General features: G+C 73.6%; 14 protein-coding genes. All 14 read right to left on the reverse strand.

Annotated elements, in window-relative coordinates; all coding sequences use genetic code 11:
* Nucleotides 1-66: 66 nt before the first annotated feature.
* Complete coding sequence (gene era, locus ABT247_RS11490) at nucleotides 67-996, reverse strand: GTPase Era (protein WP_350741391.1); 930 nt, start codon at nucleotides 994-996, stop codon at nucleotides 67-69.
* A gap of 60 nt (nucleotides 997-1,056) precedes the next feature.
* Nucleotides 1,057-1,215: a hypothetical protein gene (locus tag ABT247_RS11495; RefSeq protein ID WP_350741393.1), complete on the reverse strand. Its 159-nt coding sequence runs from the start codon at nucleotides 1,213-1,215 to the stop codon at nucleotides 1,057-1,059.
* A gap of 120 nt (nucleotides 1,216-1,335) precedes the next feature.
* Complete coding sequence (locus ABT247_RS11500) at nucleotides 1,336-1,689, reverse strand: cytidine deaminase-like protein (RefSeq protein ID WP_350741395.1); 354 nt, start codon at nucleotides 1,687-1,689, stop codon at nucleotides 1,336-1,338.
* Between the two features lie 28 nt (nucleotides 1,690-1,717).
* On the reverse strand, nucleotides 1,718-2,266 hold the full coding sequence (locus tag ABT247_RS11505; protein WP_350741397.1) for a DUF4383 domain-containing protein: 549 nt from the start codon (nucleotides 2,264-2,266) through the stop codon (nucleotides 1,718-1,720).
* A gap of 52 nt (nucleotides 2,267-2,318) precedes the next feature.
* Nucleotides 2,319-2,555, reverse strand: a complete 237-nt coding sequence (locus ABT247_RS11510) for a hypothetical protein (protein WP_350741399.1) — start codon at nucleotides 2,553-2,555, stop codon at nucleotides 2,319-2,321.
* Between the two features lie 54 nt (nucleotides 2,556-2,609).
* Nucleotides 2,610-3,935, reverse strand: coding sequence for a hemolysin family protein (locus ABT247_RS11515; RefSeq protein ID WP_350741401.1), 1,326 nt, complete (start codon nucleotides 3,933-3,935; stop codon nucleotides 2,610-2,612).
* A 19-nt stretch (nucleotides 3,936-3,954) separates the two neighbouring features.
* Nucleotides 3,955-4,449, reverse strand: a complete 495-nt coding sequence (gene ybeY / locus ABT247_RS11520; protein WP_350741403.1) for an rRNA maturation RNase YbeY — start codon at nucleotides 4,447-4,449, stop codon at nucleotides 3,955-3,957.
* Between the two features lie 14 nt (nucleotides 4,450-4,463).
* Nucleotides 4,464-5,588, reverse strand: a complete 1,125-nt coding sequence (locus ABT247_RS11525; RefSeq protein ID WP_392903147.1) for a PhoH family protein — start codon at nucleotides 5,586-5,588, stop codon at nucleotides 4,464-4,466.
* Between the two features lie 219 nt (nucleotides 5,589-5,807).
* The gene (locus ABT247_RS11530; protein ID WP_350741405.1) at nucleotides 5,808-6,731 is read right to left on the reverse strand and encodes a ribonuclease Z; all 924 of its coding nucleotides are present in this window, start codon (nucleotides 6,729-6,731) and stop codon (nucleotides 5,808-5,810) included.
* 5 nt (nucleotides 6,732-6,736) lie between these two features.
* Nucleotides 6,737-7,090: a histidine triad nucleotide-binding protein gene (locus ABT247_RS11535; RefSeq protein WP_350741447.1), complete on the reverse strand. Its 354-nt coding sequence runs from the start codon at nucleotides 7,088-7,090 to the stop codon at nucleotides 6,737-6,739.
* 78 nt (nucleotides 7,091-7,168) lie between these two features.
* Nucleotides 7,169-7,861, reverse strand: coding sequence for an RDD family protein (locus ABT247_RS11540; RefSeq protein ID WP_350741407.1), 693 nt, complete (start codon nucleotides 7,859-7,861; stop codon nucleotides 7,169-7,171).
* 133 nt (nucleotides 7,862-7,994) lie between these two features.
* Complete coding sequence (locus tag ABT247_RS11545; protein ID WP_350741409.1) at nucleotides 7,995-11,255, reverse strand: S41 family peptidase; 3,261 nt, start codon at nucleotides 11,253-11,255, stop codon at nucleotides 7,995-7,997.
* A gap of 80 nt (nucleotides 11,256-11,335) precedes the next feature.
* Nucleotides 11,336-12,085, reverse strand: coding sequence for a 16S rRNA (uracil(1498)-N(3))-methyltransferase (locus ABT247_RS11550; RefSeq protein WP_350741411.1), 750 nt, complete (start codon nucleotides 12,083-12,085; stop codon nucleotides 11,336-11,338).
* An 84-nt stretch (nucleotides 12,086-12,169) separates the two neighbouring features.
* Complete coding sequence (gene dnaJ, locus ABT247_RS11555; protein ID WP_350741413.1) at nucleotides 12,170-13,312, reverse strand: molecular chaperone DnaJ; 1,143 nt, start codon at nucleotides 13,310-13,312, stop codon at nucleotides 12,170-12,172.
* Nucleotides 13,313-13,379: the final 67 nt, after the last annotated feature.

The following is a 13,379-nucleotide window of genomic DNA, read 5'->3' on the forward strand; positions in this document are numbered from 1 at the left end:
GCGACGTCCGGGCGGGCCTGCGGGTGTTCCTCCGGGGCCCTCGCGAGCCCCCCATCCGACCTCGCGTCAGAAGCCGAGCTTGCGCAGCTGCTTGGGGTCGCGCTGCCAGTCCTTGGCCACCTTGACGTGCAGGTCCAGGTAGACGGGCGTGCCGAGCAGCGCCTCGATGTGCTTGCGGGCGGTGCTGCCGACGTGCTTGAGCCGGGCGCCCTTGGCGCCGATGACGATCGCCTTCTGGCTCTGCCGCTCGATGTAGACGTTGGCGTGGATGTCCAGCAGCGGGCGGTCCGCCGGGCGGCCCTCGCGCGGCAGCATCTCCTCGACCACGACGGCCAGTGAGTGCGGGAGTTCGTCCCGCACGCCCTCCAGCGCGGCCTCGCGGATCAGCTCGGCCACCATGATCTGCTCGGGCTCGTCGGTGAGGTCGCCCTCCGGGTAGAGCTGGCCGCCCTCCGGCAGCAGCTTGGTGAGCAGGTCGGCGGCCAGCTCGACCTGCTTGTCACCGACCGCCGAGACCGGGATGATCTCGGCCCACTCGAAGCCCAGCTCGACGCCGAGCTGCTGGACCGCGATGAGCTGCTCGGCCAGGCGCTTGGAGTCGACCAGGTCGGTCTTGGTGACGATGGCGACCTTCGGGGTCTTCTTGATCCCGGCGATCTCCTTGGCGATGAACTTGTCGCCGGGGCCGATCTTCTGGTCGGCGGGCAGGCAGAAGCCGATCACGTCGACCTCGGCCCAGGTGGTGCGCACCAGGTCGTTGAGGCGCTCGCCGAGCAGGGTGCGCGGCTTGTGCAGGCCGGGGGTGTCGACCAGCACGAGCTGGGCGTCCGGGCGGTGCACGATGCCGCGCACGGTGTGCCGGGTGGTCTGCGGGCGGTCGGAGGTGATCGCGACCTTCGTCCCCACCAGGGCGTTGGTCAGGGTCGACTTGCCCGCGTTGGGGCGGCCGACGAAGCACGCGAACCCGGAGCGGTACGAGGAGGAAGGGGCATTCATGGGCTCCATTCTCCCTGATCACCGGAGCGGCGCCGTCCGGGCCCGGTGCGCACCGGCCGCTCAGCCCCGGTCACCGCCGCGCCCGGTCAGCGAGAACACCACCAGCAGCACCAGGAAGCCGATCGAACCCCAGAGCCAGGCGGGGGAGCCGGTCTCCTGCCACTTGCCCATCCCCATCACGAACAGCAGCAGTCCGGCGACGAACGCCAACGCCCCCATGCCCCAGCCCTCTCACCGGAATGCCCTCCCCCGGTGAGATTATCGGCTGAACACATGGGGATGTCGCCCACAGTGCGGCCGACGGTCGCCGCAGCACGCCCCCGCGGGCCCGAGGAGGACTCAGCGGGCCTCGACCGACACCCGCAGCACGCCGTCCGGGCCGGCCAGCAGCACCGGCGTCCCGGCCCCGCCGAGGTCCCGCACCGCGGCCAGGTCGGCCTCGGCCGGCTGCTCGGCCTCGCTCACCACGGCGGCCGCCTCCAGCGACTTCGCGCCGCTGGCCACCGCCATCGCCACCGCCGTCTGCAGGGCGCTCAGCCGCAGCGACTCCAGCGCGACCGTCCCGGCCACGTAGGTGCGGCCGGTCTCGTCACGCACCGCGGCCCCCTCGGGGACGCCGTTGCGGGCGCGGGCCGAGCGGGCCAGGGTGATGATCTTCTTGTCCTCGGGGTCGAGCTCGACGATGTCACTCATGCCGCCGAGCATAGGCACCCGCTCCGGCTCAGTGGCCGACCGGGTGGGTCCGCCCGCGGTTGGGGTTGATGACCTTGACGAAGGTCTTCGGACCGGAGGGCAGCGGCTCCTCGCGCTCGATCCGCCGGCGCCAGAACGGGTTGTCGTGCGGCAGGTGGCCGCTCACCCGGCCGTACATGCCGAAGGTCGTCACGATGATCCCGAAGATGAAGGCGAACAGCACGTTCGACATCCGGAAGTTGAGGATGTTGGCGTCCGGCCGCCCGAGCACCGTCAGTCCGTAGAAGCCGGAGAGGACGAACAGCAGGCCGACCACCATGTTGAGGTTGGACGCGAAGTTCCCGCCGATCACGGCCCCGAGCAGCAGGATCGCACCCGCCACGATGGACAGGATGGCCAGCGCCCCGTTGGTCGACAACCCGGCGACCCGGTCGGCGCCGGTGTCCAGGAACCCGGGGTGGTCGGCCAGCCCCAGGCTTCCGAACACGATCAGGAAGACTCCCCCCAGTGCCGCCCCGACCCGCCACACCAGCGCGAGTCGGCGATCGACGGTCGGCAGTCCGTCTTGCAGCTTCATGGTGACCTCCAGAGCTCGGCGAGGGTCCCCCGCGCCGGACGAGTTGCCCGCGTCAGCTGTACGGATGGCTCCCCTGCATGTGCGGCACCTCGTGCATGTAGAGCGAGCCGCACTGCTGGCAGCAGCGCAGCCCGGTGCCCCAGTCCTGCTCGGGCCGCGTCTCGGCGTCGTCGGGCATGGTGCGGCCGCAGAGCGCCGTCGCCGGGTCCTCGTCCCGCACCACGTGCCAGACCCTGGCCCCGCCGACCGCCCCCTGCGGGCCGTACTCCGCCCGAAGTTTGTGCGTCATGCCCTCCATGGTCGCCCCGCCGCCGCCGGGCCGCTACTCGCCGGGCGGCGCGCGCTACTCGCCGACCGGCTCCGCGGTCTCCGCCGTCTTGCGCACCGGCGAGGCGACCATCGATCCGATCCGGTTGCGCCGCCCGGCCGAGGACTCCGCGGTCAGCAGGATGCCGGTCAGACCGGTGTCCTCGGTGTCGGGCAGCGGGATCTCGCAGGAGGAACCGGGGATCGGCACCCGGCCGAGGTGCTTGGCCAGCAGGCCGCCGACGGTCTCGACGTCCTCGTCCTCCAGCTCGATGCCGAACAGCTCGCCCAGGTCCTCCACCAGGAGGCGGGCGGTGATCCGGTACGAGCCGTCACCGAGGTCCTCGATCGGCGCGATCTCCCGGTCGTACTCGTCGGTGATCTCGCCGACGATCTCCTCCAGGATGTCCTCGATGGTGACCAGGCCGGCCGTGCCGCCGTACTCGTCGATCACGATCGCGACGTGCGAGCGGCGCTGCTGCATCTCGCGCAGCAGGTCGCCGGCCGGCTTGGAGTCCGGCACGAAGACGGCCGGGCGCATCACCGCGCCGACCTCCTCGGCCTCCGCCTCCCGGTTGATGTGGGTGCGGCGCACCAGGTCCTTGAGGTAGACGATGCCCACCACGTCGTCCTCGTTGTCGCCGACCACCGGGATCCGCGAGAAACCCGAGCGCAGCGCCAGGGTGAGCGCCTGCCGGACGGTCTTGTGCCGCTCGATCATCACCAGGTCGGTGCGGGGCACCATCACCTCGCGCACGATGGTGTCGCCCAGCTCGAAGACGGAGTGCACCATCCGGCGCTCCTCGTCCTCGATCAGGTCGTCCTTCTCGGCGAGGTCGACCAGGGCCCGCAGCTCCGCCTCCGAGGCGAACGGCCCCTCGCGGTAGCCCTTGCCCGGGGTCAGGGCGTTGCCCAGCAGGATCAGCAGCCGCGGGATCGGGCCGAGCACCGCGGCCAGCGGCAGCAGCACGAAGGAGGCCGCGGTCGTGGTGGAGATCGGGTGCTGGCGCCCGATCGTGCGCGGCGAGACGCCCACCGCGACGAACGACACCAGCACCATCACGCCGAACGACAGCAGCACGGCCTGCCAGGTCGGGTGGATGTTGCGCACGCTCACCGCGGTGACCAGGACGGCCGCCGCCATCTCGCTGGCCACCCGGATCAGGGTCGCCAGGTTGAGGTAGCGGATCGGGTCGGAGGCGACGGTCAGCAGCCGCGCGGAGCCGCGCCGGCCGTTGCGCACCGCCTCCTCCGCCCGGAACCGGGAGACCCGGGAGATGCCCGCCTCGGCGCACGCGGCCAGCCAGCCCAGCACGACCAGGGCCACGGCGCCGAGGATGAAGCTCGTACTCTCACCACTCACAGGGGTTCGGGCTCCGTGCTCAGTGGGTGGTGGGGGCCGGGGAGAGGCCGCCGAGGCCGCGAGTCGCCCGCCAGTCGTCCAGGATGCGCTTCTGGAGGGCGAACATCTCCTCCTCTTCCTCCGGCTCCTCGTGGTCGTAGCCGAGGACGTGCAGCACGCCGTGGACGGTCAGCAGCTGCAGCTCCTCGTCCATCGAGTGCTTGGAGGGGGCCGCCTTGCCCTGCTGCTCGGCGACCTCGGGGCACAGCACGATGTCGCCGAGCAGGCCCTGCGGCAGCTCGTCGCCCTCCTTGCCGGGACGCAGCTCGTCCATCGGGAACGACATCACGTCGGTCGGACCGGGCAGGTCCATCCACTGGATGTGCAGCTCCTCCATCGCCGCACTGTCCACCAGGATCACGGACAGTTCGGACTGCGGGTGGATCCGCATCTTGTCCAGGGCGAAGCGGGCGACGTCGAGGATGGCTTCCTCATCGGCGTCCCAACCGGACTCGTTGGCGATGTCGATCGACATGACGGGCTGTGTGCTCAGCTTTCGGTGCGATGGGACTGTCGGGGGGCGCGGGCTGCTGTCGTCTTGCCGACGCGCCGCTGCGCGGGCTTGCGGCCGGCCGGGGCCTGCTCGGCCTCCTGCCGGGCGTCCCAGCGCTCGTACGCGTCCACGATCCGGCCGACCAGCTTGTGGCGGACCACGTCGGTGCTGGTGAGGACGGAGAAGTGGATGTCCGGCACGTCGGCCAGGATCTCCTGGACGACCTTGAGACCGCTCCTGGTGCCGCCCGGGAGGTCGATCTGGCTGGTGTCGCCGGTGACCACCACCCGGGAGTTGAACCCGAGGCGGGTGAGGAACATCTTCATCTGCTCGGGCGAGGTGTTCTGGGCCTCGTCCAGGATGATGAAGGCGTCGTTGAGGGTGCGGCCGCGCATGTACGCGAGCGGGGCGACCTCGATGGTGCCGGCCGCCATCAGGCGCGGGATGGAGTCCGGGTCCATCATGTCGTGCAGCGCGTCGTACAGCGGGCGCAGGTACGGGTCGATCTTCTCGTAGAGGGTGCCGGGCAGGAAGCCCAGCCGCTCCCCCGCCTCGACCGCCGGGCGGGTCAGGATGATCCGGTTGACCTCCTTGGCCTGCAGCGCCTGGACGGCCTTGGCCATCGCCAGGTAGGTCTTGCCGGTGCCGGCCGGGCCGAGGCCGAAGACGATCGTGTGCTTGTCGATCGCGTCGACGTAGCGCTGCTGGTTGAGGGTCTTGGGGCGGATCGTGCGGCCCCGGTTGGACAGGATGTTCGCGGTGAACACCTCGGACGGCGCCGGGCCGTCCGGGTCCTCCTCGCGAAGCATGGCGATGGAGCGCTCCACGGCGTCCTCCGTCAGGGGCTGGCCGGTGCGCAGCACCAGCATCATCTCGTTGAAGAGCTTCTGCACGAGGGCGACCTCGGCCCGCCCACCGGTGGCGGTCACCTCGTTGCCGCGCACGTGGATGTCGGCGTCGGGGAAGCCCCGTTCGATCACCCGCAGCAGCGAGTCCGCCGTCCCGAGCAGGGTGACCATCGGGTGCTTCTCGGGGATGACGATCCGGGCGCTCACGCGGCCGTCCTCGGCCGGTTCGGGGCGCGACTGTCCGTCGGTACGGGTCTGCGATGTGTCACTCATAGGTCGGCGCTGGGGCCTGCCTCATCCCATCCGTGGTGTCGTGTGCCGCTCGGTCTCCGGGGCACCAGGGTACGCCGCGAGCGTGATCGCTGCGGCGGGCGGCGGGGCCGCACCCGCACGATGCTGCGGCAGATCGGGGAAGGACGCGAACCCTTTTCGTCCGGGACGGACGCGGCCGCTGCGCCCCGCACGGGCGCGGCCGCCGGGCCCGCGCGCCGTTCACGGGTGACGGCGGGCCGGAACGGGCACCCGGGCGAGGTCGGCGGCGAGCACCAGTTCCCCGTCGAAGTGCTTGCGGGCGTCGGCCAGGTGCTGGCCGAGGTCCGGGTAGCGCTGGGAGAAGTGGGTCAGCACCAGGGTGCGCACCCCCGCCTCGGCGGCGACCTTGGCGGCCTGGCCCGCGGTGAGGTGCCCGTGCTCCTCGGCGAGGCGGGCGTCGGCGTCCGTGAAGGTGGCCTCGACCACCAGCAGGTCGGCGCCCTCGGCGAGCCGGTGCACGCCCTCGCAGAGCCGGGTGTCCATCACGAAGGCGAACCGCTGGCCCGGCCGGGGCTCGCTGACCTCGTCCAGGGTGACCCGCCGGCCGTCCGCCTCGATCGCGCCCTCGTGCTGCAGCCGGCCCACCGCCGGGCCGAAGATCCCCAGTTCGGCGAGGCGCTCCGGAACCAGGCGGCGGCCGTCCGGCTCGGCCAGCCGGTAGCCGAAGGACTCCACCGGGTGGTCCAGCCGGACGGCGTCCAGCGCGAAGCGGGCCCCGGGGGCGGGCAGCGGGCCCGGCTCGTCGATCGGCCGGGGGCGCAGCACCGCCGTCTCGTGGTAGGCGGTGGCGTGCCGCAGCCGCTCGAAGTACACCTCCCCGGAGGCCGGGAAGTAGACGTCCACCGGGTGCGGGACGCGGTCGAGGTTGATCCGCTGGATCACCCCGGCGAGGCCCAGGCAGTGGTCGCCGTGGAAGTGGGTCACGGCGATCCGGGTGATCTGGGTGGCCGAGACCCCGGCGTGCAGCATCTGCCGCTGGGTGCCCTCGCCGGGGTCGAACAGCAGGCCCTCGCCGTCCCAGCGGAGCAGGTAGCCGTTGTGGTTGCGGTGCCGGGTGGGCACCTGGCTGGCGGTGCCGAGGACGACGAGTTCGCGCTGGGACACGTAGGTCAGACCATGCTCTCGGTCATGCGGGTGCCGCCCAGCACGTGGACGTGGGCGTGGAAGACGGTCTGCCCGGCGCCGGCCCCGGTGTTGAAGATCAGCCGGTAGTCCTCGATGCCCTCGTCCCGGGCCACCGCGCCCGCCTCGGCGAGCAGTTCGCCGACGGTCTGCGGCTCGGCGGCGGCCAGGGCGGCGGCGTTCGGGTAGTGGGCGTGCGGGATGACAAGGACGTGCACGGGGGCCTTGGGGGCGATGTCGCGGAAGGCGAGGGTGCGCTCCGTCTTGCGCACCACGGTCGCCGGGATCTCGCCCGCCACGATCTTGCAGAACAGGCAGTCGGGCTGCGGCTCGCCGGCCATCGGCTTCTCCTCGGGTTGGTCGTGGATCACGTCGCGTCGGGTCGTGGATCACGGCCTCACGGGCCGTACGGGCGCAGCCTAGCCGAGCGGCGCGACCGCCCGCCGGTACTCCCGCAGGTGCTTCCGGCGCACCGAGCGCATGCCGACGACGTCCCCCTCGGACACCTCGAAGTCCTCCGACAGGAACATCACCGCCAGGTAGACGAAGCCCAGCAGCCAGCGCCGGGTGAGCCGCCAGGTGTTCGGGCGCATGACGCCCTTGCGGCGCACCACCCGCATCGCCAGGATCCCCTTGCCCACGCTGAACCCGGTGAGCCGGGTGAGCACCACCTGGTTGAGGAACGAGGCGAGCAGGCCGGCGACCAGCAGCGTCACGAAGTACGGCACCACCGGGCCGCTGCCGTGCCGGACGGCGTGGCCGGCCGCGTGCGCGACCGGCTTCGGGCGGCCCGCCGCGTCCACGGCCCTGGCGGCGGCGAAGCCGAGGCCCACGGCGAGGACGAAGTCGAGCACGGTCGCCAGGAAGCGCCGCCCGCCGCCGGCCTCCTTCGGGCACGGCGGCAGCACGGTCGGCGGGTGCGGGTAGGGCTGCTGGCCGTACGGCTGCGGCGGCTGCCCGTACGGCCGCGGCGGCTGCTGTTGCCCGTACGGCTGGGCGTAGGGCCCCCGGGCGTACGGGTCGGGCCCGTGGCCGTACCGCTGCGACAGCGGCTGCGGCGGCTGCGCGCAGCCGTTCTGCGGGTACTGCGGCGGCGGATGACCCTGTGCCATGTGCTCCCCCGTGAGCTGTCCGTCAGGACCGTGATCACGCCATCGACACGACCGTGATCAAGAACAGCCCCGCATCCTACCCACGCCCGGAGCGGCCGCCGGCCCCGCGGACCCCGCTCCGGGCCGCCCCCGGCTACGCCCAGGGCAGCGGCGGCGTGCGGGCCGGGGTCCGCTCCAGGGCCGCCAGGGCGATCCGCACCGCCTCGGCCAGCTGGGGGTCCTCGCCGGCCGCCCAGTGGTGCGGGGCGAACGGCACCTCGACGTCCGGGTCGACGCCGCGGTTCTCCAGGCCCCAGCCGTAGTTCTCCAGCCAGAACGCGTACTTGGGCTGGGTGACCAGCGTGCCGTCGACCAGCCGGTAGCGGCTGTCGATGCCGATCACCCCGCCCCAGGTGCGGGTGCCGACCACCGGGCCGATCCCGAGCGCCTGGATGGCGGCGTTGACGACGTCGCCGTCCGAGCCGGAGAGCTCGTTGGCGATCGCGACCACCGGCCCGCGCGGGGCGTCCATCGGGTACGGCACCGGGCTGGCGGTGTCCCGGATGACGTCCCAGCCGACGATCCGGCGGGCCAGCTTCTCGATCACCAGCTGCGAGGTGTGGCCGCCGCGGTTGTCCCGGACGTCGACGATCACGCCCTCCCGGGTCATCTCGGTGCTCAGGTCCCGGTGCAGCTGCGCCCAGCCTGCCGTCTGCATGTCCGGGATGTGCAGGTAGCCGAGCCGGCCGCCGGACAGCTCCCGCGTCGCGGCCCGCCGCCCGGCGACCCAGTCGTGGTAGCGCAGCGCCGCCTCGTCGGCGAGCGGGACGACCACCGGGTGGCGCCGGTCGGTGCCGTCCTTGCCGGCCACGGTCAGCTCCACCGGCTGCCCGGCGGTGCCGGCCAGCAGCGGCGCCGGGCCGGTGACCGGGTCCACCGGGCGGCCGTCGACGGCCAGCACCGCGTCGCCCGGGCGGATCGCCGCGCCGGGTGCGGCCAGCGGCGAGCGGGCCCGCGGGTCGGAGGACTCGCCCGGCAGGATGCGGGCGATCCGCCAGTGCTCGCCGTCCTTCACCAGGTCCGCGCCCAGCAGGCCCTGGCGGCGCGCGGGCTCGGTGTAGCGGCCGTTCGGGATCACGTAGGCGTGCGAGGTGCCGAGTTCGCCGTGCACCTCCCAGAGCAGGTCGACCAGTTCGTCGTGGGAGCCGACCCGCTCGACCAGCGGCCGGTAGCGCTCCAGCACCCCCGCCCAGTCCACCCCGCCGAGGTCGGGGCGCCAGAAGTTGTCCCGCATCAGCCGGCCGGTCTCGGCGTACATCTGCCGCCACTCGGCGGCCGGGTCGACGCTCACCCGCAGCCGGGCGAGGTCGACGGTCGTCTCGTCGTCCTCGCCGCCCGCCCTGCGGTCGGCCGGGACGATCCGCAGCTCGCCCTCGTCCAGCACGGCCACCCGGGTGCCGTCCCCGCTGACCGCGAACCCGTCGACGCCGTGCACCAGTTGCTCGACCCGGCGCTTCCTGAGGTCGAAGCGCTCCAGCACCGGCCGCGGCCGTTCGTCGTCCAGGGAGGCCGCCTCGTCGCCGAGTTCGCCGAGCAGCGGCGCCCTGGTCCACAGCACGCCGTCCTTGGCCGCGGACAGCGCGTGGAACCGGCCGCCCTCCACCGGGAACGGGACGATCCGGTCGGCGATGCCGTCCAGGTCCACCCTGGTCACCGGCACGGCCTCGGCCCCGCCCTCGCCCTCCGCCCTGCCGTCCGCCGCGCGGCCCCCGGGCTCGTCCTCCTCCCCGCCGAGCGGCCGCCCGGCCCGCTGGGGCCCGAACGGGGACGGCGTGTCGGCGGCCAGGGTGATCAGGTACGGGCGGCAGCCGTTCGGGAAGGACAGGTCGAAGGCGTGCGCGTCGTACACCGGGTCGAAGTTGCGCACCGACAGGAAGGCCAGGTAGCGGCCGTCCGCGGTGAAGGCGGGCGAGGTGTCGACGAAGCGCTGCTGGGTGACCTCGCCGACGGTGCGGGTGGCCAGGTTCGCCAGCACGATCTGGCGCAGCGAGTAGGGGCCCACCCCGTGCACCGGGCGGGACCACGCCAGCCAGGCCGAGTCCGGGCTGAACGCCAGGCCGCTGACCTCGCCGTCGGTGCTGCGCTCCAGTTCGTGCACGGCGCCGTCGGCCAGCGCGACCAGCAGCAGCCGGCCGTCGTGCACGCCGAGCGCCGCCTGCTTGCCGTCCGGGGAGACCACCAGCGAGTTGACCCGGCCGATCCGCCCCGCGGCCAGCCTGCGCCGCTCGGCGCCGTGCACCGCGGGCGCGTACTCCAGGGCGTCCTCGCCCTCGGCGTCGGACACCCACAGCACGCCCTGGGCGCCGTCCTCGCCCGGCACCACCGCGGCCAGCCGCCCGCGCACCCCCGGGGTCGCGTCCAGCACCCGGGCCGGGCCCTCCCGGTGGGTCAGCCAGTGCACGCCGCCGCGCACCACCACGGCGGCGGCCCGGCCGGTGCGGTCCGGGTCGACGGACTCCAGCCAGTGCGCGGCGTGCACCGGGCCCGGGCGGCGGCCGGTGCGCGGACCGGCGAGCCGGATGTCCAGGCGGCGCGGCTCGGTGCCGTCCAGGTCGTCCAGCAGCCAGAGGTCGCCGGCCCGGTGGAAGACGACCCTGGTGCCGTCGGTGCTGGCGTTGCGGGCGTAGAAGCCGTCCGGGTCACCGGTGTGGCGGCGCAGGTCGGACCCGTCCGGGCGGCTGGACCACAGCTCGCCGACGCCCTCGTGGTCGGACAGGAAGGCGATCCGGCCGTCCTGCCCTCCGGAACCGGGCACCCACAGCGGGGAGTCGAGCTGCCCGTCCAACTCCTCGTGCACGCGGGTGAACTCGTCCCGCCCCAGCCACAACTTGCCGGCCCGGCCGCCCCGGTAGCGCTTCCACCAGGCCGGCTCGCGGTTGTTGACGGTCACCAGCAGGACGCGATCGCCGTCCGGCTCGAAGGCCAGGCCGCCGACCGGCCCGTACGGCAACCGCAGCGGCTCGCCGCCGTCCAGCGGCACCGCGTACGCCCAGGTGTGGCGGGCACTGGCCGCACCGGCGCTGGTGGTGGCGATCGGGCGGCCGTCGGCCGTCCAGCCCTGCACCCGGGTCTGGTGGCTGCCCCAGTGGGTGAGCCGCCGGGACGGCCCGCCGTCCACCGGCACCACGTGCACCTCCGGGGCGCCGTCCCGGGGCGAGGAGAAGGCGATGTGCCGGCCGTCCGGGGAGAACCGCGGGTGGTGCACCGGGAGGTGGTCGGCCGTCAGCCGCCAGGCCCGGCCGCCGTCCAGCGGGGCCACCCACAGGTCGTCCTCGGCGACGAAGGTGACCAGGTCACCGTGCAGATGGGGATGGCGCAGGTAGGCGCCCGCGGAGGTGCTCAGGTAGTCCGTCACCCGGCCAGCGTAGGCAGGCCCGGGCGGGGGCCGCTGCGCTTTTCCCAACTCCCCCGCGGGCGGGGGTTTGAAGACGGGCGCTAGGCCCAGCGGCCGGTGCGGCCCAGGAGCAGGGCGCCGGCGGCGACCCCGGCGGTGGAGGTGCGCAGCACCGACGGGCCCAGCCGGTACGGCTTCGCGCCCGCCTCGGCGAAGGCGGCCAGCTCCTCCGGGGAGACCCCGCCCTCCGGGCCGACCACCAGCACGATGTCGCCCGCCTGCGGCAGCGCGGCGTGCGCCAGCGGTTCGGCGCCCTCCTCGTGCAGCACAGCGGCCAGCGCGGCCTGCGCCAGCAGCGGGGCCAGCTGCCTGGTGGTCATCAGCTCGCGCACCTCGGGGAAGCGCAGCCGGCGGGACTGCTTGCCGGCCTCCCTCGCGGTGGCCCGCCACTTGGCGAGCGCCTTGGCGCCGCGGTCGCCCTTCCACTGGGTGATGCAGCGGGAGGCCGCCCAGGGGATCACCACGTCCACGCCGACCTCGGTCATGGTCTCCACCGCCAGCTCGCCGCGGTCGCCCTTGGGCAGCGCCTGGACGACGACGATCCGCGGCGCCGGCTCGGGCTCCCGGCGCACGGCGGCCACCGCGACGTCGATCGCGTCCTTGCCGAGCACCTCGGCGACCGTCCCGTCCGCACCGAGCCCGTGGCCGTCGGCGAGGGTCACCGCCTCGCCGGCCTCCAGCCGCTTCACCGCGGCCGCGTGCCGGCCCTCCGCCCCGTCCAGGCGCACCAGCGCCCCGGGCTCGGCGGCGGCGATCCGCTCGGTCTCGACGACGAAGACGGGGGCGGTCATGGGGTGGTCCTCCGGAGGGGGTGGGCGGAACGGCAACGCGAAGGGGGTGCCGGGGTCGGACCCCGACACCCCCTTCCGGACGGCTCACCGGCCGTTGAACGCGTCCTTCAGTCGCGAGAACAGGCCCTGCTGCCCCGGCGCGAACTGGCCGGCCGGGCGCTCCTCGCCGCGCAGCACGGCGAGCCGGCGCAGCAGCTCCTCCTGCTCGGCGTCGAGCTTGGTGGGCGTCTGCACCTCGACGTGCACTATCAGGTCGCCCCGGCCGCCACCGCGCAGGTGGGTGATGCCCCGGCCGTGCAGCGGGATCGACTGGCCGGACTGGGTGCCGGGCCGGATGTCGACCTCCTCCAGTCCGTCCAGGGTCTGCAACGGCACCTGGGTGCCGAGCGCGGCGGCCGTCATCGGGATGGTGACGGTGCAGTGCAGGTCGTCCCCGCGCCGCTGGAAGACGGTGTGGGTGGTCTCGGCGATCTCGACGTACAGGTCGCCGGCCGGGCCGCCGCCGGGGCCGACCTCGCCCTCGCCGGCCAGCTGGATCCGGGTGCCGTTGTCGACACCGGCCGGGATCTTGACGGTCAGGGTGCGGCGGGCGCGGACCCGGCCGTCACCGGCGCACTCGGGGCACGGGGTCGGCACGACGGTGCCGAAGCCCTGGCACTGCGGGCAGGGGCGGGAGGTCATGACCTGCCCCAGGAAGGAGCGGGTGACCTGGGAGACCTCGCCCTTGCCGCGGCACATGTCGCAGGTCTGCGCCGAGGTGCCGGGGGCCGCGCCCTCGCCGCTGCAGGTGGTGCAGGTGACGGCGGTGTCGACCTGGAGTTCCTTGGTGGTGCCGAAGGCGGCCTCCTCCAGGGTGATCTCCAGGCGGATCATGGCGTCCTGGCCGCGGCGGGTGCGCGAGCGCGGGCCGCGCTGGCCGGCCGCGGCGCCGAAGAAGGCGTCCATGATGTCGGAGAAGCCGAAGCCCGCCGCGCCGGCGCCGAAGCCGCCCGCACCACCGCCGCCACCCGGCGACAGCGGGTCCCCGCCGAGGTCGTAGACCTGGCGCTTCTGCGGATCGGAGAGCACCTCGTAGGCGGCGTTGATCTCCTTGAACCGCTCCTGCGTCTTCGGGTCCGGGTTGACGTCCGGGTGCAGTTCGCGTGCCAGGCGCCGGAACGCCTTCTTGATCTCGTCCTGCCCCGCATCCCGTCGGACGCCGAGTACCGCGTAGTAGTCCGTGGCCACCAAATGCTCCGCTTGTTCCGCCTGTAGTAGTGCGACTGGACACCACCGCCAGAGGGCTGACGGTGGC

The sequence above is a fragment of the Kitasatospora sp. NPDC001539 genome, from assembly GCF_040298565.1.
GTDB lineage: Bacteria > Actinomycetota > Actinomycetes > Streptomycetales > Streptomycetaceae > Kitasatospora.